The sequence below is a fragment of the Hyphomicrobium sp. genome, from assembly GCF_003987855.1.
Lineage (GTDB): Bacteria > Pseudomonadota > Alphaproteobacteria > Rhizobiales > Hyphomicrobiaceae > Hyphomicrobium_B.
This window is the reverse complement of record NZ_RXIZ01000004.1, coordinates 119,699-143,025: the sequence shown is the minus strand read 5'-3', so window position 1 is coordinate 143,025 and position 23,327 is coordinate 119,699. Positions and strand designations below refer to the sequence as shown.

The 23,327-nt window shown below is 60.4% G+C and carries 23 protein-coding genes and 1 tRNA gene; 10 read left to right on the top strand and 14 right to left on the bottom strand.

What is annotated here, in order from left to right:
* The first annotated feature begins 16 nt into the window (after window positions 1–16).
* On the top strand, window positions 17–2,290 hold the full coding sequence (locus tag EKK30_RS02885) for an NADP-dependent malic enzyme (protein ID WP_290979978.1): 2,274 nt from the start codon (window positions 17–19) through the stop codon (window positions 2,288–2,290).
* A gap of 11 nt (window positions 2,291–2,301) precedes the next feature.
* On the opposite strand, the gene EKK30_RS02880 is transcribed toward EKK30_RS02885, so the two are convergent.
* From EKK30_RS02880 to EKK30_RS02855, 6 genes are all read right to left on the bottom strand, one after another.
* The gene (locus EKK30_RS02880) at window positions 2,302–3,270 is read right to left on the bottom strand and encodes a GNAT family N-acyltransferase (protein WP_290979976.1); all 969 of its coding nucleotides are present in this window, start codon (window positions 3,268–3,270) and stop codon (window positions 2,302–2,304) included.
* A gap of 71 nt (window positions 3,271–3,341) precedes the next feature.
* On the bottom strand, window positions 3,342–5,207 hold the full coding sequence (locus tag EKK30_RS02875) for an ATP-binding protein (RefSeq protein WP_290979973.1): 1,866 nt from the start codon (window positions 5,205–5,207) through the stop codon (window positions 3,342–3,344).
* A 209-nt stretch (window positions 5,208–5,416) separates the two neighbouring features.
* Window positions 5,417–5,635, bottom strand: coding sequence for a Trm112 family protein (locus EKK30_RS02870; RefSeq protein ID WP_290980618.1), 219 nt, complete (start codon window positions 5,633–5,635; stop codon window positions 5,417–5,419).
* Window positions 5,636–5,663: 28 nt separating this feature from the next.
* On the bottom strand, window positions 5,664–6,347 hold the full coding sequence (locus EKK30_RS02865; RefSeq protein WP_290979970.1) for an LON peptidase substrate-binding domain-containing protein: 684 nt from the start codon (window positions 6,345–6,347) through the stop codon (window positions 5,664–5,666).
* 31 nt (window positions 6,348–6,378) lie between these two features.
* On the bottom strand, window positions 6,379–7,293 hold the full coding sequence (gene trxA, locus EKK30_RS02860; protein WP_290979967.1) for a thioredoxin: 915 nt from the start codon (window positions 7,291–7,293) through the stop codon (window positions 6,379–6,381).
* Window positions 7,294–7,313: 20 nt separating this feature from the next.
* Window positions 7,314–7,817 carry a prolyl-tRNA synthetase associated domain-containing protein gene (locus EKK30_RS02855; protein WP_290979964.1) on the bottom strand — a complete coding sequence of 168 codons (504 nt, stop codon included), beginning with the start codon at window positions 7,815–7,817 and terminating at the stop codon, window positions 7,314–7,316.
* 180 nt (window positions 7,818–7,997) lie between these two features.
* Here EKK30_RS02855 and EKK30_RS02850 point away from each other — a divergent pair.
* From EKK30_RS02850 to EKK30_RS02840, 3 genes are all read left to right on the top strand, one after another.
* A tRNA-Gly gene (locus EKK30_RS02850) sits at window positions 7,998–8,072 on the top strand.
* A gap of 216 nt (window positions 8,073–8,288) precedes the next feature.
* A complete protein-coding gene (locus EKK30_RS02845; protein WP_290979961.1) occupies window positions 8,289–8,495 on the top strand; it encodes a hypothetical protein in 207 nt (68 codons plus the stop codon).
* Window positions 8,496–8,620: 125 nt separating this feature from the next.
* Window positions 8,621–8,794, top strand: a complete 174-nt coding sequence (locus EKK30_RS02840) for a hypothetical protein (RefSeq protein WP_290979959.1) — start codon at window positions 8,621–8,623, stop codon at window positions 8,792–8,794.
* Window positions 8,795–8,849: 55 nt separating this feature from the next.
* Here the strand turns inward: EKK30_RS02840 and EKK30_RS02835 are convergent, their stop codons facing one another.
* Window positions 8,850–9,227, bottom strand: coding sequence for a hypothetical protein (locus tag EKK30_RS02835; protein ID WP_290979956.1), 378 nt, complete (start codon window positions 9,225–9,227; stop codon window positions 8,850–8,852).
* A 405-nt stretch (window positions 9,228–9,632) separates the two neighbouring features.
* Between EKK30_RS02835 and EKK30_RS02830 the strand changes: the two genes are divergently transcribed.
* From EKK30_RS02830 to EKK30_RS02815, 4 genes are read left to right on the top strand one after another with little or no spacing between them, the layout of a single operon-like run.
* Window positions 9,633–10,217 carry a LemA family protein gene (locus tag EKK30_RS02830; protein WP_290980615.1) on the top strand — a complete coding sequence of 195 codons (585 nt, stop codon included), beginning with the start codon at window positions 9,633–9,635 and terminating at the stop codon, window positions 10,215–10,217.
* Between the two features lie 32 nt (window positions 10,218–10,249).
* Window positions 10,250–11,098 (top strand): TPM domain-containing protein, encoded by an 849-nt coding sequence (locus EKK30_RS02825; protein ID WP_290979953.1) that lies wholly within the window; start codon window positions 10,250–10,252, stop codon window positions 11,096–11,098.
* Between the two features lie 37 nt (window positions 11,099–11,135).
* Window positions 11,136–11,756 carry a TPM domain-containing protein gene (locus tag EKK30_RS02820; protein ID WP_290979950.1) on the top strand — a complete coding sequence of 207 codons (621 nt, stop codon included), beginning with the start codon at window positions 11,136–11,138 and terminating at the stop codon, window positions 11,754–11,756.
* 38 nt (window positions 11,757–11,794) lie between these two features.
* Window positions 11,795–13,249, top strand: a complete 1,455-nt coding sequence (locus tag EKK30_RS02815) for an MFS transporter (protein WP_290979947.1) — start codon at window positions 11,795–11,797, stop codon at window positions 13,247–13,249.
* 18 nt (window positions 13,250–13,267) lie between these two features.
* Here EKK30_RS02815 and purH read toward each other — a convergent pair whose 3' ends face one another.
* From purH to htpX, 4 genes are all read right to left on the bottom strand, one after another.
* Window positions 13,268–14,851: a bifunctional phosphoribosylaminoimidazolecarboxamide formyltransferase/IMP cyclohydrolase gene (gene purH / locus EKK30_RS02810; protein ID WP_290979945.1), complete on the bottom strand. Its 1,584-nt coding sequence runs from the start codon at window positions 14,849–14,851 to the stop codon at window positions 13,268–13,270.
* Window positions 14,852–14,942: 91 nt separating this feature from the next.
* On the bottom strand, window positions 14,943–16,697 hold the full coding sequence (locus EKK30_RS02805; RefSeq protein ID WP_290979941.1) for a heparinase II/III family protein: 1,755 nt from the start codon (window positions 16,695–16,697) through the stop codon (window positions 14,943–14,945).
* A 71-nt stretch (window positions 16,698–16,768) separates the two neighbouring features.
* Window positions 16,769–18,076, bottom strand: coding sequence for an RsmB/NOP family class I SAM-dependent RNA methyltransferase (locus EKK30_RS02800; protein WP_290979938.1), 1,308 nt, complete (start codon window positions 18,074–18,076; stop codon window positions 16,769–16,771).
* Window positions 18,077–18,182: 106 nt separating this feature from the next.
* On the bottom strand, window positions 18,183–19,151 hold the full coding sequence (htpX, locus tag EKK30_RS02795; RefSeq protein ID WP_290980612.1) for a zinc metalloprotease HtpX: 969 nt from the start codon (window positions 19,149–19,151) through the stop codon (window positions 18,183–18,185).
* Between the two features lie 140 nt (window positions 19,152–19,291).
* Between htpX and EKK30_RS02790 the strand changes: the two genes are divergently transcribed.
* Window positions 19,292–19,492, top strand: a complete 201-nt coding sequence (locus EKK30_RS02790; protein WP_366927315.1) for a DUF1674 domain-containing protein — start codon at window positions 19,292–19,294, stop codon at window positions 19,490–19,492.
* 121 nt (window positions 19,493–19,613) lie between these two features.
* The gene (locus EKK30_RS02785; RefSeq protein WP_290979935.1) at window positions 19,614–20,084 is read left to right on the top strand and encodes a hypothetical protein; all 471 of its coding nucleotides are present in this window, start codon (window positions 19,614–19,616) and stop codon (window positions 20,082–20,084) included.
* Between the two features lie 3 nt (window positions 20,085–20,087).
* Here the strand turns inward: EKK30_RS02785 and acs are convergent, their stop codons facing one another.
* The 3 genes from acs to EKK30_RS02770 form a co-directional block, all read right to left on the bottom strand.
* Entirely contained in the window at window positions 20,088–22,034 is a 1,947-nt protein-coding gene (acs, locus tag EKK30_RS02780) for an acetate--CoA ligase (RefSeq protein ID WP_290979933.1), read from the bottom strand.
* Window positions 22,035–22,180: 146 nt separating this feature from the next.
* The gene (locus EKK30_RS02775; protein WP_290979929.1) at window positions 22,181–22,852 is read right to left on the bottom strand and encodes a methyltransferase; all 672 of its coding nucleotides are present in this window, start codon (window positions 22,850–22,852) and stop codon (window positions 22,181–22,183) included.
* Window positions 22,849–23,286 (bottom strand): EVE domain-containing protein, encoded by a 438-nt coding sequence (locus tag EKK30_RS02770; protein WP_290979926.1) that lies wholly within the window; start codon window positions 23,284–23,286, stop codon window positions 22,849–22,851. The genes EKK30_RS02775 and EKK30_RS02770 overlap by 4 nt, the downstream gene beginning before the upstream one ends.
* Window positions 23,287–23,327 lie beyond the last annotated feature (41 nt).

Genomic DNA, 23,327 nt, shown 5'->3' with positions numbered 1-23,327 from the left:
CTGAACGGTCAGCAACATGCCATCCCTCCACCGCGCAGCCCACGTGACGGCTCAAGAAGCGCTTGCTTTTCATGCCAATGGCAAACCCGGCAAGCTCGAAATCACGCCGACGAAGCCTTTGACGACTCAGCGCGACCTGGCGCTCGCCTATTCTCCGGGTGTGGCCATTCCGGTTCAGGCGATCGCGGAAAATCCCCGGGACGCCTATGTTTATACGAGCAAGGGCAATTTCGTGGCCGTGGTGTCGAACGGGACGGCGATCCTTGGGCTCGGCAATCTCGGGGCGCTCGCGGCCAAGCCGGTGATGGAAGGCAAGGCGGCGCTCTTCAAGCGATTTGCAGACATCGACGCAATAGACCTGCTCGTCGATACGCCTGATCCTGACGCGTTTATCAATTCGGTCCGCTATCTGGGGCCGTCCTTTGGCGGGATCAATCTGGAGGATATCAAATCTCCGGATTGCTTCGTCATCGAGGAAACGCTGAAGGGGCTACTGGACATCCCCGTTTTTCACGATGATCAGCACGGCACCGCGATCGTTGTTGCGGCTGGTGTCCTCAATGGATTGCGCGTCGTCGAGAAGGACATCGGCGAGGTCAAGCTCGTGTGCGCGGGGGCGGGTGCGGCGGCGCTCGCGTGCCTCAACCTGCTCGTAAAAATCGGGATCAAGCGCGAAAACATCTACGTCAGCGACATCAAGGGCGTTGTGTATGAAGGCCGCAAGGAGCTGATGGACCCCTACAAGGCGCCGTTCGCGCAGAAGACCAACGCGCGGACACTTGCCGAGGTCATCGGGGGCGCGGATATCTTCCTCGGTCTGTCCGCCGCCGGCGTGCTGTCGCGGGAGATGGTTGCGCAGATGGGGCCGAGGCCACTTATCTTCGCGATGGCAAATCCCGATCCGGAAATCACGCCGGAAGACGTGAAGGCCGTTCGCCCGGATGCGGTGATGGCGACCGGGCGATCGGACTATCCAAACCAGATCAACAACGTTCTTTGCTTTCCCTTCATTTTCCGCGGAGCGCTCGACGTTCACGCCACCACGATCAACGACGCGATGAAGATCGCCGCAGCGGAAGCGATCGCGGCGCTCGCGCGCGCGGAAGTTCCCGATCAGGTGGCGGCGGCCTTTCTTGGCGAACGCCCGACCTTCGGCCCCGGCTACATTATCCCCGCGCCGTTCGACCCGCGTCTCTTGCCGCACGTTTCATCGGCGGTCGCCAAGGCCGCGATGGACTCCGGCGTTGCTCGCAATCCGATCGTCGATATGGAAGGTTACGTCGCGAGGCTGACGGCTCGCCTCGATCCTGTTGCGGGGTGGCTGCAGTCGACTTTCGACGCCGTCCGCAACGATCCGAAGCGCGTTGTCTTCGCCGAAGGCGAGGAGCCGGCCGTCATTCGTGCCGCGAATACATTCTATCAGCAGGGGTTCGGTCAGCCGATCTTGATCGGCCGCAAGAAGGTCGTCGCCGATCATTTCCGCGAACTCGGCATTCCGTTGCGTCCAGAGTTCGAGCTGATCGATACGAGCGAGTCGCCGTTCCTGGAGGAATTTTCAGAGTTCCTTTATTCGCGCCTACAGCGGCGCGGATACCTGAAGCGGGATTGCGAACGGCTGGTGACCAACGAGCGAAATGTATTCGGGGCATTGATGGTGGCGCACGGCTATGCCGACGCACTGGTCTCGGGCGTGACGCGCAATTGGACGAGCGTCTATTCCGATGTGCATCGCGTTCTGGACGAGAAGCCGGGTCGCCACGTGATCGGTGTTTCTTTGCTTTTGAGCCGCGGCCGGGCGGTGCTCATCGCCGATACCAGCATTCACGATCTTCCGACGGGCGAACAGCTGGCGAATATCGCAGTTGAGGCCGCGCGGGCAGCGCGGGCATTCGGCATTGAGCCGCGCGTGGCGCTGCTCGCCTATTCGACGTTCGGGCAGCCGAAAAGCGAGCGCTCCGAGCAGGTGCGTCAGGCGGTGCGGCTCCTCGATGAGCGGCTCGTCGACTTCGAGTACGATGGTGATATGGCGGCCGATGTCGCGCTCAACCGGCGGCTGATGGAACATTATCCATTCTGCCGTCTATCGGACACGGCGAATGTGCTGGTGATGCCGGCATTCCACGCTGCCTCGATCTCCACCAAGATGATCAAGGAATTGGGAGGCGCAACGCTCATCGGTCCGATCGTCGTGGGGCTTTCGCATCCGGTGCAAATCTGCACGTTCGGAGCGACCGACGCAGACATCGTGAATATGGCGGCGCTCGCCGCCTACGGCGCCGGCCGCGAATAAAAGAAGATCGCTTAAGCGTCGACGGCGATACGGCTCTTCGTTTCGGCGGGCGCGCCATAGTGCTCAAAATAGCGGGGATCGATGTTGGCGACGGGCATGATCACCAGCACGTCCGTCGTGCCGAACTGCCTGTCGATCACGGCGCCCTCGCCGAAGTAGGCGCCAAGGCGCAAATAGGCTTTGATCAAGGGAGGCATGGCCTTCAACGCCGCCTTCTGATCAATCTCCGAGGGGGGCATCAAATCCATTGATACGCCAAACGGCTCGCGGGCCCGACAGCGCCATTCCTCAGGCGCAAGCGCTTTATGGTGCAGATAGCTCAGCGCCATTTTGTGTTCGTCGAGATCGACGCCTTCGAAGCTGGCGCAGCCGATCATGACGTCGATGCGGTTTTCGCGAACGTAAGTCCAAAGTCCATGCCAGAGCAGTTCGACAGAGCGCTTGCTGCGGTATGGGGCCAACACGCACGAACGGCCAAGTTCCATGAACCTGAGCGTTGAAGCTTTGCGCTTCAAGAGAGGGGCAATGTCGTACTCGCTGGCCGAATAGAAACCTGGACCGCGCTCAGCAACTTCCTGGCGAAGGATGCGGTAGGTGCCGATGACCGCGGGCCGCTCCGGCCTGCCTGGTCGGCCCGGCTTGGTTTTGTCGAGATCGACAACGAGGAGGTGATCGCAAAGGGCGTCGTAGGCGTCTTCGTCGCGACGGCGAAATTGGGCGAGGCGGCTCGGGACCGCGGACATCTCTTCGAAGAAGACCTGGTAGCGCAGCCGCTGAGCGAGTTTGATCTCGGACCATGTGCGTGCCAAGCGCACTTCGAGATTGCCTACGCGACCGTAGACTTTCGGCTCGATTTCGCGCGTCATGGCTTTCAGCCGACGACCCGGCGCCCGTAGCGCCTCGAAAGCCGCCAAGCCGGCCGGGAGCTTTCCCAGTCCCCCTGCTTTACGTTTGCTGCGGTCCGCGATTGCCTGCCACATCGATGGAAATCCCAACAGAGCTCCAAAGCACGCGGCTACCACGATTCCGTGACAGTTTTTAGATCCAAACGTCAGGCAGCGGGCGGCGCGGCCCCCACTCGGTGCGCCGTCCAGCGTAGCAGAAGCTCGTGCAATTGGTCCGGCTCAAAGGGCTTGGAGAGGTAATCATCCATTCCCGCCGCCAGGCAGCGTTCACGATCCTCAGCGAAGGCGTTTGCCGTCAGTGCAATGATCGGCGGGCAGGCCATGCTGGAATCCGGACGTCGGGCAAAGAGGGCCTTTATCGACTTGGTGGCTGTCAGCCCATCGATCTCGGGCATCAGCAGATCCATAAGGATGAGGTCGAAGGCGGGGCGCTTGCGTTCTAGCGTTTCCCATATTGCCGTTATCGCGGATCTGCCGTTTGGCACCACGGTTGCCTGCCCGCCTGCCCGCTCGATGATCTTAGTTGCCAGGAGGGCGCTGATCTGATTGTCCTCGGCCACCAGCGCACTGAACCTCGGAACGCCGGTCCGTCGCCGCGCTGTTTCTCCCGCATCGCTTGGAAGAGAGCCCGCTCGCTCGGCGGAGATATGCTTCGGCGCAGAGGCGACCCGGAGTTCCAGCATGGCGGTAAACACAGCACCTCTATGAGGACCACTTGCGGAGGCTACAAGCTCGCCCGACATGGCTTGGGCTAGCCGCTTCGAGATTGCGAGACCGAGCCCCGCACCGCCGCGGCTCCGATGCTCGGCGGTCAGATCCTGTTCGAACTCTTCGAAAAGCAGGCATGCTGCCTCCGGCGAAAAGCCAATGCCTGAATCGGAGACTTCGATCGCTACGCGCGCAACGCCGGCGGCTGTCGTTTGGCTGTCTGCGAGGTCTATTCGAAGTGCGACGCTGCCTGCATCGGTGAATTTGATCGCGTTCGAGAGCAGGTTGAGGATGATCTGCCGGAGCCGCATTTTATCGCCCTGCACCCACTCGGGAAGCTTCTCAGAAACCGAAGAGGTGAACGATAGATTTTTGGCGGCCGCCTCTGGCGCCATCAATTGCATCATCTGGGCGATGCAGTCCCGCAGCGAAAAAACTTCGCTTGCAAGTTCGAGCTTGCCGGCTTCGATTTTCGAGAAGTCGAGAATGCCGTCGAGAAGGCCCATCAAGGCCCGGGCGGAATCGTCGGCGACGCGAGCGAGGTTTCTCTGTTCGGCATCAAGTTCGGTATCGCGCAGAAGGCTTATCATACCAATGATACCGTTCATCGGCGTACGTATCTCGTGGCTCATAGCAGCGAGAAATCGCGATTTCTCTCGGCTGGCCGTTTCTGCACTTTCCCTCGCTGCGCGGAGTTGCTCGCCGATTTCGCGGTCCAAAGTAACGTCGCGTCCGACGCGCTGGAGTTCAATTCGGCCCTCGGGCGTCATTACTTCCGTTTCGTCCCACGCAATCCAGCGCTTGCCCTTATACATCGGGAGAAGCTCGAGAATTCTTCGGGGCGAGCCGGGCGAACCGGCGGTTGTTTCGGTCCGTGTTGCCCGGGGCCGGAATGGCGAACCGAGCACCTCCTCAAGGGGGAGACGGAATGCTTCCAGGAATGCGGTGTTGGCAAACACCACGCGGCCCTCACGCGAATAGCGGACGATGAAATCGGCTTGCGCATCGAGAAGCTGGCGATAGCGCGCGGCGCTGTCGGCCAATCGCCATTGAGCATCTCTCAGGTTCTCGATGCTGGCGTCGATCCCATAACCCGCGGGGCTTTTTGTCGAGATATCGGCTCCCCTCGCGCTTGGTCGCTGGAATAAGGAATTCACTCCAGCGGCCGCCAGAGCTGCGCCAACTACCGCGACAACGACTCCCGCATCGATGGTGGCTCCGGTTCGCGCGATGCCGACACATGCGAGCAGCAGTCCGATTGCAGCAGCGAATGCCGCAATAGCCCGTCTGGTGACTTTTCCCATGCCGCGTTGATCTGGCGACGCCCGGTCATGACCGGTCGCAACAGGCTGCGCGCTGGTCTTTCTTCCTAACAACATCGTGCCCCTCAAATCCCGGGGCGACAGTCGGCCAATGTACTTTTACGGAGTCTAAAGAGACTTGGTTAAGCGCGACTCTGACGCCAGACGATGGCGCTGTGCACGTTTGTCTGAAATGTTGCGCACCTCGGCGACTACAGGCGGCGCAGATCCGCGTCGGTCAGTTTTCGCGCGGCTTCCTCGATCATGAGGGGTACGCCATGGCGAATGGGGAACGCGAGCCCAGCTGCTTTGCTCAACAGTTCGCGCGAGCCCGCATCGTAGACGAGCCGAGTCTTTGTGAACGGGCAGACCAGAAGCTCAAGCAACTTCGGATCGACCGCGGTCGCGTCCTCAGCCGGGGTATCGTCGATGTCCTCGGTCACCGCTTGCTCCCGCCCGTTACTGCAGCGTGGTGCCACTGCTGCCGTTCGACGCTAAGTCGATCTCGGCAAGGGCGACGAGGACTTCGGCTCGGGACCTGAGGTCCTTCGCTTCGAGAAGAGCCTGCTTCTCTTCAGGCCCATACGGGCACATCACCGAAAGTGCATTGATTAGAAACTCGTTCGAAGCACGCTGGATCGTCGACCAGTCTGTTTTGAGGCGATTGGCTTCGAGATAGGTTCGCAGGACACGCAGCAAGTTTGGCCGGTCGACCATTTCTTCGCCGAGGCCCTCCGTCAAGTCGCTCGCGAACTTGTCGTAGCTGACGCTCATGATGCGATAGGGCATTTCGCTTTCGGCTTCGCCGACGCACTGGAAGCGGGTGATTCCTGTCAGCGTTATGATCAGGCGGCCATCGTCGAGTTCCTGATAAGACGTCACCCGGCCGACGCATCCCACGGCGCGCAACTCCGCGGATTTTTCCGTCGGGCTTTCCTGTTCGTCATCGCTGGAGAGAAGCGGTTGCAGGATGCCGATGATCCGCGCTCCCGACATCACGTTGTCGATCATCTCGAGATAGCGCGGCTCGAAGATATTGAGAGGCAGGGTCGCACGCGGCAGCAGGATGGCGCCGCGGAGCGGAAAGACCGGGATCCTCGATGGTAGGTCCGCAGGGCGGCGGTAGCGGTCCGTGAGCGTCAAGAGCGATCGTCTCCGCGAGACAACGGTAAGATCAACTGAACAGGATCGATGATAGCCTGCGGCGCCCCTCGGCGACTAGCGGCTCTTTCGGGCCCCAGGCGTCGAAAAGCTGCAGGAGCTGCTTACGCGCAGCCTCATCGTTCCATTTGCGATCCATCCTGACGAGATCAAGAAGAAGTTCAAGGGCATCCTGCCGATCGCCTGTAGCCCCCAGTCCGACGGCGAGGTCTAGCGTTGCCTGGTAATCCTGAGGGTTCTGCGCGACGCGCTGTCTCAGTTGCGCCAATTCGCTGGTATCGGCGCCTTTTTGAGCCAGGAGGATCGCGGCTTCGACGCTTTTGACCACCGGAAGTTCCCGTTTATCCGGAGGCACCAACTCCAGGGTCTGGCCGGCTCGTTCGACATCACCGCTCTTCATGTAGCAGGAGGCGAGGCCCGCTAGTGCCTCGGCATTGGTGCGATCTTCCTGGAGCACGCTCGCAAAGACTTCGGCGGCGCCCTGGAGATCGTTCTGTTCAAGCAACTCTTCGCCGGTTTTCAGAATGTCGGCGATGCTGATCTCGGCGTCATCGGCGACGAGCCGATCGATGAACGATTTGACCGCGCTCTCCGGCTGGACGCCGACAAAGCCGTCGATCGGCTGCCCATCGCGAAACGCGTAGACCGTCGGCAGCGATTGGATACGAAGCTGGGCGGAGATCGCCTGGTTTTCGTCGACGTTCACTTTGACGAGACGAACCTTGCCACCGTAACTGCGCACGACCTTCTCGATCACGGGCGTGAGCTGCTTGCACGGGCCGCACCAAGCCGCCCAGAAATCGACGATCACGGGCACGGATTTAGACGCTTCGATAACGTCCGCCTTGAAAGTCGCCGTCGTGGCGTCCTTGATCATCTCGGCGGCACCGGGAGCGCCGAACTCTGTGCCTTTTGCGCCAAATTCCATTTGAGCCAATCTCCTCCCGCTCAGACCTCAGGCTGCGTCAACACCATGACGCGGGGTTCATGGCCGGTGGCGCGAATGAACCGCAAAAGATCGTCGCGTGCAATGTTTGTGGTCGCCGTATTTTCAAGCGGATGACAGTTGATCGTGTCTTCCGTCATCAATGCTTCGTCGAAGATGATCTTCACACGATTGTTGGTGTCATTCATGGCGGAAAATGCGGTCACCGCGCCGGGTGTCACGCCAAGTGCTTCCATCAATAACTCGGGCTTGCCGAAAGAGAACCGTCCGGCGCCCAATCGCTTCGATAGCGCCTTGAGGTCAACGCGCGTCTCGGTATTGGCGACGACGAGGAAAAGTGCGCCTTTGTCGTCCTTCAGAAACAAATTCTTCGTATGCGCTCCGGGAAGGTCGATCTTGACGTCTTCGCTTTCGGCCACGGTGAACACCGCTGGATGGTCGATGGTCTGCGTCTCGATTTTAAGATCCGCCAGGGTCGAGAATAGTTGGTCGCGGGTCGCGGGCATTGGCTGAAACACTCTCCGACTGGGTTTTGATCCACACCGTACTCCAGCCGTAGCTAGGGCCACGATATATGGTGCCGGACGCCCGGTTTTGCTGCCTTGAGACAGGGCTTGCATTGGTCGAGCACTTGCGCCATAAGGCGGGTCTTCCGCCGCCGCAAGGCGGCGTAAGCATCTGGACATGCGGGTGTAGCTCAGGGGTAGAGCACGACCTTGCCAAGGTCGGGGTCGAGGGTTCGAATCCCTTCGCCCGCTCCAGGCACATAAGATTTCAGCCATACCTCCTGAAATCATGCTTTCGGGCTTTCCCAACGTGGAGCCTGCCAGCACGAACCTCTCAAGTAACACTCGGCCGGAATATTAGGGCGCAGGCCTGCGCTTTACCAAACCGTATGGACGAGGCCCGTTTCCTCACGATTATAGCTAGCCCCCTCACTTGGCGTCAAAACGACGCTCGAACAGGGGAGATACTTCATGAAAATGACTTTGAGAGCGGTGCTCGCCGCTACGCTCATGGTTCTCGGCGCTGGCCTCGCCAACGCAGCGACCGTGAGCGGTGATGTTCATTCGCTTAAGCTCATCTCTGAACAGTCGCCGGCGGCGCAGCACGTCTACTGGCGTCATTGGCGTCATCGCCACTGCTGGTGGCGCCATGGCTATCGCCACTGCCGCTACTGGTAAGCCTCAGGTACGGCGCCCAGGTGGCGCCGTATTTCTTTCGCGGGGGCGACTCGGTTCGGACTCCGCCAAGCCATCGAGAGGGAGGATAAATGCACCGGGCTGGGCTTTGAAAGGGTGCAACTCTCTTGAAACGCTTCGTGCAGTTTCTTCAAGCGTCGCTCGTCTGCGGGCTCCTGGTGGTCCTGATCTTCAGTATTCCAGCCGTCATGGCAGCCGCGCCGATCCATCTCGACATCTCAGTTCTCAATCCGGCTCGTTTTCTCAGCGAGCATTGGGGCAGCGCCAATAACGCGCTTTGAGGATGCCGGGACTCGAACGAAAAACCGGCCCCGCGAGGGGCCGGCATCGCGTATCTCAGTAGTAGCAGTAGGGATGGCGCCGGCGATAATAGTAATCGTCACAAAGGTAGCCGTCGTCGTAGTCACCCCAGTACGCATAGTAAGGACCACCGTAATAAAATCCTGGTCCCCATCCATAATAGCGCCAGCCGCGATGGCCATGCCATCCGCGGCCGTGCCAGCCATGACCGCCGTAGGCGTAGTGGCCGCCTCGCCAGCCACCGCCCCCATGCCAGCCGCCACCGCCGTGCCATCCGCCGTGAAAACCACCGCCGTGGAAGCCGCCGCCTCCATGGAAGCCACCGCCATGATGACCGGCTTCTGCGACCGCCGAGAAGCCAAGGGCGGCAACCGCCGCGGCGGCTCCGGCAAGCGCTTTTTTCCATTTGTTCATGTTGAGCTCCATCAGAACCGTATCGCTTATTTTCTGCGACTGCCGGCGAAACATAACTTGGGAGTAATGAACGCCGTTTCCAAGAATTCGCTGACATCTACGCATATCTGGGACGCGTAAGCAGATGATCGAGATCAAGCTAAGAAACTTGCGGCTAATGTCTCGAAATGGAGCCGGCATGGGAGGTCGGCCGCGATCCGGCAGAGCAGATCAGCCGGGCCAATTCGTGTGTGCCAGTCCCGGGAATACTTCGTCGTCGCTTGAACGGGCGAAAAGAAAATCATAGCACGGATCGTTCAAGGGCTGGCCTTTGGGGGCCGCTCCCGTCTAGCAAGATGTCTGGTTCAGCCACGAGGGTGCATACGCGTCATGATCGCAACAACGTCCAAGCTCTTCGTCCGTCCAATGATGTTCCTCGCGGCCATAGCCGCGGCGCTGTCGCTGGCGGGCTGCGGGGTCAACACGATCCCGACGAGGGAGCAGCAAGCGAAAGCCGCCTGGAGCGAGGTCCTGAACCAGTACAAGCGGCGTTCGGATCTCATTCCCAATCTTGTGGAGACGGTGAAAGGTTTCGCCGACCAGGAAAAGAGTGTGCTCACGGAAGTTACCAAGGCGCGCGAGCAGACAACGAACGTGCAGTTGCCCGCGGATATCCTGACCAATCCTGATGCGATGAAGAAATTTCAGGATGCGCAGGCCACGCTCTCTGGCGCGCTCGGGCGGTTGATGGCGGTGGTCGAGCGCTATCCGGACATCAAGTCGGGACAGAACTTCCTGGCTCTCCAGAGCGAGCTTGCAGGCACCGAAAACCGCATTGCCATTGCGCGTCGCGATTACATTTCAGCGGTCCAGGCTTACAACACCGAGATCAATACATTCCCGGGTCGCCTATGGAAGATGGCGCTCTATCCGCAGGCGAAAGACATGGCGACCTTCGACATCTCGCCCGAGGAGCAGAAGGTTCCGAAGGTCGACTTCAGCAAGCCCTGAGCACGGCCTTGATCCTGGCAGGAGTTTCTCCGATGCTTGGCGCGTCAAACGCCGCTCGGTTCTCTACACCGCGCAGCGAGGTGCAAACTTTGCTGCGCTTTTTCGCGTTTTTTCTGGCTTTCATCTGCGTGGTGATTGGCGGGGTTGCCAAGGCAGATCCCGCCTATCCCGAGCTTCAGGGACGCATCACCGATGAAGCGGGTTTGTTGACGCCTGCCGAGAAGACCGACATCGCGGCCGATCTTGCGTCGCTCGAACAAACCTCGACGGACCAGATTGCCGTGGTGACGGTGAAATCCCTGCAGGGGTATTCCATCGAAGACTACGGCATCGGCCTCGCGCGCAAGTGGGGCATCGGCCAAAAAGGCAAGGACAACGGCATCCTTTTAATCGTGGCGCCGAACGATCGCAAAGTTCGGATCGAGGTGGGACGCCGTCTCGAGCCCTTCATGACCGACACCATGTCGGCACTGATCATTCAGAATGCCATCCTGCCGAAATTTCGGCGGGGCGATTATGCAGGCGGCATCAAGGATGGCGTGCGCGATATCAAGACCGTGCTGCTCGGCGATGCGGAAGCGGTGAAGCGGCGGGCAGGGGGACCACGAACTCCGGAGAACGATCCGACGGTGATCATTCACATCATCCTTTTCCTCCTCATCTTCGCATTCATCATCTGGATCAATTACCGAAACGCGCAAGCGATGCGCGCCGGCGGGCCGGGCGGTCCACGGCGGCGCGGCGGGGTTGTCGTCATTCCGGGAGGATCGAGCGATTGGGGTGGTGGCGGCTGGTCGAGCGGCAGCAGTGACAGCGGCGGCGGAGGGTGGTCCGGTGGCGGCGGCGACTTCGGCGGTGGCGGCGCCTCGGGAAGCTGGTAGCTATGAAGTCAGCAATGCAGGCAGGTGACACCGGGACATGAGCTTCATCAGCGCAAAAGATGCGGAGCGTGTTTCCGCTGCGATAACGCAGGCCGAGCGGGGCACGTCCGGCGAGATCGTCGCGGTCGTCGCCGATCAAAGCAGCCGCTATCAGCACATCCCATTCATGTGGGCGGCGCTGCTTGCGCTCATCATCCCGTGGCCGCTCATTCACTTCACCTGGATGAACGTGCAGTTGATCTTCCTGATCCAACTGCTCGTGTTTCTGGGGCTTCTGGCAGTTTCATGGCATCCGAAGGTGCGCATGTCGCTGGTGCCGAAGGCCATCCTTCGTGCGAACACGCGGCGGCGGGCGAGTGAGCAGTTCCTGGCCCAGAATCTGCACACGACGACCGGTCGCACAGGCGTTCTCATTTTTGTCTCGGTGGCGGAGCAACGGGTCGAAATCATAGCGGATAGCGGTATCGACGCATTGGTTGAGAAGGGCACGTGGCAGAAGATCGTCGATGATTTCACCGCGGAGATCAGCGCTGGGCATACGGTCGAAGGTTTCGAGCGCGCCATCGCTCGCATTGGCGAACACCTAGCGCGGCACTTTCCCCCGGGTGCTGTCGATCCCAACGAGCTGCCCGATCATCTTATCGTCTTACGAAGCTGATGAACTGACCGGTAAACGCGGTCAAACGGGGGAAAGCCATGTCGACGTTGGAACTCGGCGAGGGAAACGCGTCAGCCGCGGCCAGCGATGGAGCTTGCGGTCGCGCACCGCTACGAGCCCGCGTATCGTGGATGCTCTTCGATTGGTCGGTGCAGCCGCACTACACGCTCGTTCAGACTTTTCTGTTCGGGCCATACTTCGCCAATGCCGTCGTGCAAAATTCGGTCTGCGGCTCGATGATTGCGGAGGGAAGCGAGAAAGCGGCCTGCGGTCAGTCTCTATGGGGATATGCCGCCGCAATCGCGGGGCTGCTCATTGCCATTCTCAGTCCGCTGCTGGGCGCCGCAGCCGATGGTCGGGGTTCGCGCAAGCCGTGGATGGCCTGCCTGTCGCTTGTCTTTCTCGCAGGCCTCACGACCCTCTGGCTTGGCGTTCCAGATGCCAACTTGACGACGATCCTGATCGTGCTTGGCGGGTTCATCGCAGCGACCTTGGCGGCGGAGCTGATGGCGGTCTTCTCGAATGCAATCATGACCGGTCTCGTGCCAAAGCAGGAACTTGGGCGGCTTTCCGGCACAGGGTGGGCCGTTGGCTATTTCGGTGGGCTTGTGAGCCTCGCTCTCGTTGCCGGTCTGCTGGTTCCGATCCCCGGGGAGGCCAAGACACTCCTTGGGCTCGATCCGCTGTTGAAGCTCAATGGCGTTGCGCATGAAGGCGACCGTATCACCGGGCCGTTTGCGGCCATCTGGTTTGTGATCTTCATCATCCCGTTCTTCCTTTTCGTACCCGACCGGCATCGGGCATCGACAACCCATCCGGATCGATCTGCGGTAGCGGAGCTATGGGATACGATCAGGTCGCTGCCGTCGATGCCGAGCCTCTTGGTCTTCATGCTAGCAAGAATGCTCTACACCGACGGGCTGTCGGCAATTTTTGCCTTCGGTGGAATTTACGGAGCATCCGTGTTCGGCTGGGGGCCACTGGAACTGGGCATGTTCGGTATCATTCTCACGCTCGTCGGTGCGTTCGGCGCGCTTTTCGGCGGTTGGCTCGACGATACGATCGGGCCGAAGACCGTGATCATCCTCGCGCTTCTGGCGCTCATCGTCGGAGCTGTCGGAATTCTTTCCGTCGACAAGACGCACGTTTTTTTCACGACGGAGGTCGTCGAAAAGGTCGTCGGCTCGAAACCCTTCTCGTCGCCCGGAGAGCAGGTATTCCTGGCCTTCGCTATTCTCGTCGGCGTCGTGTCGGCGCCTGTGCAGGCCGCGAGCCGGTCCTTGCTCGCGCGGCTTGCGCCGGCCGATAAGATCACGCAATTTTTTGGTCTGTTTGCCTTCTCCGGTAAGGTCACGGCGTTTCTTGCACCGTTCTGCGTGGCGCTCATTACGCAGGAGACCGGTAGTCAGCGCATGGGCATGGGAGCCATTCTGGCGTTCCTGGCAATAGGCGTGGTCATGATGTTGTTCGTGCGCACGCGGTCCGCTTCGTAACGCGGCCGCTCAAGGTTCTCAGTGCCGGAAATGGCGAACGCCGGTGAAGACCATGGCCAGACCGCGCTCGTCAGCGGCTTTGATCACGTCTTCGTCTCGCATTGATCCGCCCGGCTGAATGACCGCAGTAACTCCTGCTTCGGCTGCGGTGATCAAGCCATCGGCGAACGGAAAGAAGGCGTCGGAAGCGACGACCGAGCCTATTGTGAGTGACTTGTCGCGTCCTAAAGCTTTGGCTGCTTCTGCGGCTTTCCAGGCGGCGATGCGGGAAGATTCGACGCGGCTCATCTGTCCGGCGCCGACGCCAACCGTCGCTTCGTTCTTGGCGTAGACGATCGCATTGGATTTGACATGCTTCGCCACCTTGAAGGCGAAGCGCAAATCCTTCAGCTCCGCTTCCGTCGGTGCTCGCTTGGTGACGATCTTCAGGTCGAGATCATCGGCGTTGCTGGCGTCGCGCGATTGCACAAGAAAACCTCCGGCGACGGATTTGAAATTCAGCCCAGAGGCGCGCGAATCGGCGAGACCGCACGTCAGCAGGAGACGCAGGTTCTTCTTGGTTGCGAAAATTGCCTTGGCCTGGTCCGTCGCGTCAGGAGCAATGACAACTTCGGTGAAGATCTTCGTCATCTCCTCCGCGGTTGCGGCGTCGATTGTCCGGTTCAAAGCAATGATACCGCCGAACGCGCTCACGGGATCACAGGCGAGGGCCTGACGATAGGCTTCGGCCAGGGAGACGTTGACGGCCACGCCACAGGGATTGGCGTGCTTGATGATGGCGACCGCGGGTGCTTTGGGATCGAACTCGGAGACGAGTTCAAAGGCTGCATCGGTATCGTTGATGTTGTTGTACGAGAGTTCTTTGCCTTGGAGTTGCTTGGCGGTGGCAACGCCGACGCGCGCATCGGCGGTTAGATAAAGCGCAGCCGTCTGATGCGCATTTTCGCCGTAGCGCAGCGCCTGGCCCAAATGACCGCCGAATGCTCTCCACTCCGGAGCGGAGGTGTGAAGTTCGCGCGCAAACCAATTGCTGATTGCCGCATCATAGGCCGCAGTTCGTGCGAACGCTTTGGCGGCCAGGGATTTGCGCGTGGCCAGCGTCGTCGCTGCATTGTTCGACGCGAGTTCCGCCAGAACGCGCTCGTAATCGGAGGGCTCGACGACGACGGTGACGCTGTCGTGATTCTTCGCCGCGCCCCGGATCATTGCGGGACCGCCGACATCGATATTCTCTACGCAATCATCATATGAGGCGCCTTTAGCGACGGTTTCCTCAAAGGGGTAGAGATTCACGACGAGAAGGTCGATCGGCAGGATGCCGTGCTCGCGGGCCGCGCTGTCGTGAACGTCGTTGCCGCGGATGGCGAGAAGACCGCCATGGACTTTCGGATGCAGGGTTTTTACCCGTCCATCCATCATCTCGGGAAAGCCGGTCAGCTCGGAGACATCCATGACGGACAGGCCGGCCTGCTTCAGAGCAGCGGCCGTTCCCCCGGTCGACACAAGCTCAATTCCGTAGCCTTTAAGCGCGGATGCGAAATCGATTAGCCCCGTCTTGTCCGAGACGGAGAGCAATGCGCGACGGATTTTTTGGTCAGCCATATTCACCCCAGCTTTCTTGCTGTGGCCGTTATCATGCTCAATCCGCCGTGGCCATCCCGCGAGGGCAGCAACGCGCGATTCTGACGCGCGCTTAGCCCGGAAGCCTCTGGATCTCAGCCTTTTCGGGCTTTTCAGCGCTGATCGACCATTGAACCGATGTCTGGCCGAAGGTGGTCCCGCGCAACACGATCTGAAGGCTCGGCCGTGGTCCGGCGCTATCGACGAAGTAAAGGCTCTCTTCGATGGACAGTTGCGCCTCTTCGTTGGACGTGAAGAGCCACGTCTGTCCGTCGGGAAGTGTGATCCGGCAGATCCCGGTTCCGGCAGAGCGACAGCGGCAGTCAGGATGCAGGTGGAAATGAATGGCGAAGGGAAGGTCCTGCTTCAAACGCAGGGTACCCTTGGGCGGCTCCAGGGTGTCGACACCCTCCAACTTTTCGCCGTCGGTTGACAGCACGAGCTTGCGGCCGTGGATCAATCCGAAGCGCTTGAGATAGCCGTCGTGGGCGGCGGTCAACTCGGCGTGCGCCGCGCTATCGTTGAATTCGGCCGTGACGGTATCGGGCCCGCGGATAGGCAAGCCGTCGACCATCGTTTCGAGCTGGTCGTGACGGATCAAACGCGATGAAGAGGTTTCCGCTAGGCAGAGGGTGTTGTGACTGGCCGTTGCACGAGCGACAGAATCCCAATCGTGATCGGCAGGGCCAGGGAAGCCTCCGTTCGCCAGCATCAGGTACTGACGAACCGTCATTTCGAAGGAAAGAGCGCCAGCCTGCGCTTCCGTCGAAAGCTCCAACGGAGGCGGAGAGCCAACGTCGGCGATCACGATCGTCCGGCCGCGCTCCAGCCGCGTATAGCGAGAGGCCTCGGCCGCTGGCATAACGTCGAGATCATCGTTCGCGTATCCGAGCACAGTCGCAAGCGCGGCTGGAGATCCCGTGCTGACACCATTGAAGCGGGCCAGCATGCCATCGCCAAGGCGCATGTAGCGAAGGAAACTCAGGGATTTGCGGATCGCGATGTTGATCTCCTCGGGCGCGGCCAGGGCTCGCGAGCCGAAACATTGACCGAGCGGGAGAAGATCGAGAACAAGATCGGACAGTACGCTTGCGCTACGACTGATATGACCGCCATCGTCGAGGATTTGCCGCTTCAACTCGGCAACGAGCGCGCCCTCGGCTTCTTTCAATTGTTTGTCGTGTCCGGAAACGGAAAGCCCAGAGAGGACGAGCGCGATCAGGCAAACCATCCGTGGCACGCCGTCGGGAGCATTGCGCCATGTCGTGCGCAACGCGACGATCTGCTGGCCGATGCTCGACATGATCTGCGTGTAGGAGCGGGCATCGAGCTCATCCAGCAGCATGTTGGCTTGCGAAATCCAGGAGATCAGTCGGCGGCCGATGACGTCCGGCTCGTAGGCGATACCCTGTGAAATCTTCTTGAGCGAGATCCATTCGAGAACCAGCTCTCGGGCCACGGCTGCGGCTTCGGGTTCTTCGGTCGCTGCGAGATGGCGCAGCCAGCCGAAGCCATGCAATTCGCGTTCCCACGCGACGCTTGGCGGCGTGATGCGGAACGCGGATGCGCCCTTGAGATCGGCAATCTGCGAAGCGAGGCCGAAATGCCCGTGAGCCACCTCGGTCCAAAAGCTCGGATCGGCAGCACGCAATTCCTGCGGAACGATGAGGATTTGATCGGCGCCGTTGCCGGCGTAGCGCCAGCGCAGTAGCGGAGACGATAGCGTAAGCGTCACGGCGCGACGTCGCAATCGTTCGACGGAGAGCGAGCGAATTTTTAGCCGTTCCGAGACATTGAGGCTCAAGCCCAGTTCCCCATCCTTCGGCATGCCGCCATTACAGGATGACTAGCGGTCGAGACGCGCCAAAACAAGGCAAGCTCCCGCCATAGCCCGTTCGCTCAACAGGACTTCACAAGTGAAGCGGCAAAAAAGCCATCAAGACCTCGAAGTCCCTCGGGCAGATCGGCGAAATGGCTTGGCAGGGTACGCAGATCGCCCTCGGGTGTGCGCCAGGACATGGGGACAGTATCTTGGTCCAGCATGATCGGACGGCGCGTGAAGTCTTGATGACGATCCAGGAAAGCCGAGACTTGCCTCTCGCCTTCTTCCGGTTCAAGCGAGCAGGTGCAGTAAACCAGGACGCCGCCCGGCTTTAAAAGTTCGGCTGCACTCTCAAGTAGGTTTTTCTGAAGGGCGGCCAGTGCGGCGACGTCCTCAGGGCGCTTCAAATAAAGTATATCGGGATGACGGCGGATGGTGCCGGTCGCGGTGCAGGGTGCATCGAGCAGGACGGCATCGTATTGAGTTTCGGGGCGGAATGTCAGCGCATCCGAAACGACGGTCCTGGCGGTGAGGCTAAGGCGAGCCAGATTCTCGCTCAGGCGTGAAAGCCGGCCGGCTGATTTATCGACCGCAGTGACATCGGCGCCTGCGGCTGCGAGTTGGGCGGTCTTCCCGCCGGGCGCGGCGCAGAGATCCACGACGGAGAGCCCGCGGACGTCGCCCAGCATCTTCACTGGAATCGCCGCGGCTGCGTCTTGCACCCACCAAGCGCCTTCGACAAAGCCCGGCAATTCATCGACGCGCCCGGCCTCGGCGCATCGGATAGAGCCTGTTGGCAGGACCACCGCACCGATGCGCGACGCCCATTCTTCGGGGTTCGATTTTACAGTTAGATCGAGCGCGGGTTCGACAAGAGATGCGCGCGCGATCTGACGTGCAGCGCCTGCGCCGTAGGTTTCGGTCCAGCGGGAGAGTATCCAGCCCGGGAACGTCAACGCGACGTTGTCGAGATCCGCAAACCGGCCCTGGCCGCTTTCGCTGACACGACGAAGGACGGCATTTGCAAGATTGGCAAATCGCTTTGCGGCCGTGTCTGCGCGGCACTGGTCGACGGCCAAGGAGATCGCCGCGTGCGGCGGGGTGCCGAGCAGGAGAAGCTGTGCCGCTGCGGCGAGAAGGATTTCGTCGAGGCGGCCCATGCGCTCCGGCAAGGGCTTGGCGATATAGGTGCTTAGGACCGCCTGAAGCGCTCCGCGATATCGCAGCGCCGTGGTCGCAATAAGCCGAGCAAACGCTCGGTCGCGAGCCGGCAGATCTCTCGACGCCGCAGCGCGCGCAAATGCGTCGTCGAACGGCCGGTGCTCGACAAGCACGGTGTAAAGGGCTGAGACGGCCACATCGCGGGTCTTAAGCCCTTCGATCACGGGTACGGGACGCCGCCCCGCTGGCCGCTTGCCTGGAGCAGAAGTTTTCGAATTGGACTTGGCTGACCGGGGTGAGGATCTCACCGGGTTTCGATGGTCTTGCACATCAGCCCCAGGGGCTCGGGGGCTTCGTGTAATTTCGTCCGCCAATCCAGACTTCGCCCGGTGCGCTGCTCGACCGAGATGGCATCTGTTGATCCATGCTCCCACCGCTCACGCTCATCTCGCGGGCTAGCGCTTCAAGAGCTGCGATGCGGTTCTCGACGTTCGGGTGGGTGGAGAAAAGGTTGTCGACGCCGTGGCCGTTCAGCGGATTGATAATGAACATGTGCGCTGCTGCCGGCACGGCTTCGGCCTCTTCGTTGGGGATCTGTCGTGCGGATCTATCGATCTTGCGAAGTGCGGACGCAAGCCAGATCGGATTGCCGCATACCATCGCACCCATGCGATCAGCCTGATACTCCCGCGAACGGCTGATCGCCATCTGTACGAGGCCAGCCGCCAACGGCGCTACTATGACGGCAGCCAGTGTGCCGATAATGCCGAGCCCGCCGCGGTCACCGTCACGGTTGCCGCCAAACAGCATACCGAACTGCATATATTGCGCGAACATAGAGACCGCGCCGCCGATCGTGGCGGCGACAGCCATTGTCAGCGTGTCACGGTTCTTGATGTGTGCAAGCTCGTGGGCCATCACGCCTGCGACCTCTTGGGCGTTGAGCGCATCGAGCAAACCGGTGGAGGCGCAAACAGCAGCGTGCGAAGGACTGCGGCCTGTCGCGAACGCGTTCGGTTGCGGATTATTCATGACGTAGACGCGGGGCATCGGCAGGTCCGCCTGCCGCGCCAAGTCGCGGACGATGCCGACCAGTTCCGGCGCGGTCGCATCCGTTACTTCGTGGGCGTTGAACATGTGAAGGACAACGCTATCGGATTTCCATAGGCTGAACGCGTTCATCGCGAGGGCGATGAAGAACGCGAACACCAAGCCCGTCTTGCCGCCGACGAGAGCGCCGAGCACGAGGAAAATGCCGGTAAGCAATGCCAGGAGCATCGCTGTTTTGAGATAGTTCAGAGGCATGGGCGTACTCGCGACACGTGGTCCGTCATCTGGCAACCTACCTTACAGCCGCGTATATATGGTGTCCTGAAAGATCATAAAGGTGAGGGGCGAAAATTCAGCCCTGACTTCTTATCGCTGCGGAATGCTATCGGATGATGAGCGACGATACTGCGGGACCCGGGGAAGCGCGCGCTCTGACGCCCGAAGCGCAACGGGCACTGGCGGAAGCTGAGGCGAGGCGGAAGCGCCTTAACGATAAATCGGTGCGACCGACTGAAGTTGGTGGACGCGATGGACCCGAACCAACTCGATTTGGCGACTGGGAAAAGGGCGGGCTGACGTCCGATTTCTAGACTAGCCCGCGAGGGACCTGGAGATCTTTCGCCGGATTTTCGGTCATCGGAATGACACGCTTTCGGCATCCGAGTTGCATGGCGTCTCTCACAGGAAACGGGGTGTTTCATGGAGGGACGGATGCTCAAGCGGCGAACGCTGACTCAAGCGCCTTTCTGGTGTGATGAACGCTTTTCAGCGACAGGTATCTTTGTGGCGATGACCATCGCCCTTCTCTTGGCAGCGGGCGCTGCGGTCGATTTTGCGCGGGTCGTGAACATGCGCGAGGGCCTCGATCAAGGCGTGCGTAGTGCTTCGGAAGTCGCGCTCCGCGCGCTTGACGACCGTCGCCTGTCGGATGACCAAATCAGGACACTCGGGTTGTCCCAATTCGACAAGAGTTCGGTGTTCGCTCGTCAAGTTGGGACAATCGAGACGCCGGCGATTGTCATCGATCGGACGGTTCCCTCAGTCACCGTCACCGCAAAGGGAGTCGTGGCGATGACGGTTAGCCGCCTTAGCGGCGTCAGCGAAATCTCCGTGCCCGCGACATATACGGCAGGAACGGCGCCGGCCGATATTGTCGGCGCCGTTGCCAGCAGAGATCGCTGATCCTTAGATCGCTCGCCGGTTCTGCCGGTTGGTGATCAGATCGTCCACCACCGCGGGATCCGCGAGGGTAGACGTATCACCCAGGCTGCCAAAATCGTCTTCGGCGATCTTGCGAAGGATACGGCGCATGATCTTGCCGGAACGGGTCTTGGGCAAACCGGGCGAGAACTGGATCAGATCGGGCGAAGCGATCGGCCCGATTTCCCGTCTGACGTGAGCGACGAGATCCTTTTTCAAGGCGTCACTGCCATCTTCGCCAGAGTTCAATGTCACGTAGCAATAGATGCCTTGGCCCTTGAGGTCGTGCGGATAGCCGACCACTGCGGCTTCGGCGACCTTAGGATGGGAGACAAGAGCGCTCTCGACCTCCGCCGTACCCATTCTGTGACCGGAGACGTTGATCACGTCATCGACGCGCCCGGTGATCCAGTAATAGCCGTCGGCGTCGCGACGACAGCCGTCGCCGGTGAAATACATGCCTGGGTACGCCGAAAAGTAGGTCTGAACGAAGCGGTCGTGATCGCCATAGACCGTGCGAGATTGACCTGGCCAGCTGTCGAGAATCACCAAGTTGCCTTGCGTATCGCCCTCGAGGATCTTGCCTTTGTCATCGACGAGCGCGGGCTGCACGCCGAAGAACGGCTTGGTCGCCGAACCGGGTTTCAACGTCGTGGCGCCGGGAAGCGGTGAGATCAGGATGCCGCCTGTTTCCGTCTGCCACCATGTGTCGACGATCGGGCAGCGACCTTCGCCAACGACGTTGTGATACCATTCCCAGGCTTCCGGATTGATCGGTTCGCCGACCGAGCCCAACAGACGGAGCGAGGCGCGGCTCGATTTTTTGACCAGCGAGTCGCCCGCGCCCATGAGCGAGCGGATAGCGGTCGGAGCGGTATAGAAAATCGACACCTTCCATTTGTCGACGACGTCCCAGAAGCGCGACGCGGATGGATATGTCGGGATGCCTTCGAACATCAGTGTCGTCGCGCCGTTGGCCAGCGGACCGTAGACGATGTAGCTGTGTCCCGTTACCCAACCCACGTCGGCGGTGCACCAATAGACGTCGTCGTCGCGGCAGTCGAAGACGTATTGGTGGGTCATAGAGGCGTAAACGAGATAACCGCCTGTCGTGTGTACGACGCCTTTCGGTTTTCCCGTCGAACCGGATGTGTAAAGAATGAAGAGTGGATCTTCCGCCCGCATCTCTTCCGGCTCGCATTCGGCGGGCACGGTTATGAGTTCTTCGTGAAGCCAGAAATCGCGGCCTGGCGTCCAGGGAACGGGATTGCCTGTGCGGCGAACGACAAGCACCTTCTCATCGCCTGCGCATTTCGCGAGCGCGGCGTCGGCGTTTTTCTTGAGAGCTACGGGCTTGCCGCCGCGCACCCCTTCGTCAGCGGTGATGATGAACTTCGAACCCGCGTCTTCAATACGGTTCTGCAGGCTATCGGGAGAGAACCCGCCGAAGACGATCGAGTGGATGGCGCCGATGCGGGTGCAGGCCAACATGGCGTAGGCCGCCTCGGGGATCATCGGCAAATAGATCGTGACGCGATCGCCCTTTTTGACGCCATGCTTCTTGAGGACGTTGGCGAAGCGCTGAACCCGTTCGTGCAGCTGCCGATAGGTGATCTGTTCGCTTTCGCTGGGATTGTCGCCTTCCCAAATGATCGCGACTTTGTCACCGCGCTCTTCGACGTGGCGATCGATGCAGTTCGCGGAAACGTTCAGCGTTCCGTCTTCGAACCAGCGGATGTCGACGTTGCCGGGCGCGAAGCTCGTGTTCTTGGCGCGCGTATAGGGCGAAATCCAGTGCAGCCGTTTTCCGGCTTCCGCCCAGAACTTTTCCGGCTCGCGGACCGAGCGCTGGTAGATCTCATCATAAGACTGAGCATTCACGTGAGCACGCTCCGCCCACGCAGGGGGAACGGCATAGGTTTTATCCGACATCGAGCGCACCTCCGTTTGGCCGTCTGAACGCGGCCATTTCGTCCATTATGCTGCGCCGAACGCGCCTCCACAACATGCCCGATGGTGGATGGCCTGCATTTGGCGGGGGAATGATCGAGATCAATACCGCAGGATCGGGGGAGCCGTCAGGCCCGCCAGACCGTGGTCCGCTTGATCTCGTAATCCTCCAGCTCCCGCGTAACCGGTACCTGGTATTCGGCCAGCGGCGTAAATTTTCCTTCGGGAAAGTAACTACGCCGAGGATCGCCAATGTAGACCGAACAGCCCGCCTCTTTCGCGGTGGCAATAAAGCGGAGGACCCGGTCCGCGAGTTGCCGCTCGTAAAAGAGGTCACCCACGATGATGACGGCGCCATTGGGCGGTGGGGAGGACAGGAGATCGCGGCTTGTCGTTTCGAGAGCCACGCCGTTGGACGCGGCGTTCAGCGTGCAAGCCGCGAGGGCAAGCTGGTCGATGTCGGCCGCCGTGACACGAGTGGCTCCAGACATTGCCGCGGCGATTGCGGACATGCCAGAGCCACAGCCCAGGTCGAGCACTGCCTGATCGCGGCAGATGCCGGGGTTATCCAGCATGTAGCGGCTCACTGCTTGACCGCCCGCCCAGGCAAACGCCCAATAGGGTGGTGGTACGTTGAGTTCGCCGAGTTCATCTTCCGTCTTCTGCCAAATCGGCAGAGATTCTTCCGCGAGCCGAAGCGTGATCTCGGGCACGAGGGGTGGTGCAAGGGGCTTGGTATTTTCGAGGATGAAGCGTTCGGCGGCGCGCGTGTCGGAAGGATCGAGCTTGCCGGATGTCATGAGACCTTGAGCTTTTTCAAGTCGACGCCGCCCAATCGGCAAATTTCCTTCCATTCCGAAGCCGCGACGGGCTGCACGGACAAGCGCGAGTTATTCACCAACACCATGCCGGATAATTTCGGGTTGGCCTTTGCCGCGTCGAGCGTAACGGGCTTCGGAACGGGCGTGACCGCAGCAACGTCGACGCACTCCCATTTACCTGTATCGTCCTTCGCTTCTGGGTGCGCGGTCGCGATAACACGCATGATGCCGACGATCTCTTTTCCCTCGTTGGAATGATAGAAAAAGCCGAGGTCGCCAATCTTCATCGCGCGCATGTTATTGCGCGCTTGGAAGTTGCGGACACCATCCCATGCCTCGCCCTTGGGACCACGTGCGACAAGATCGCTCCATGAGAAAACGTCAGGCTCGGATTTGAACAGCCAAGTTTGCATGGGGTGTATTTCCGCGGCTACCGGATGTGCCTAGCTCGGAA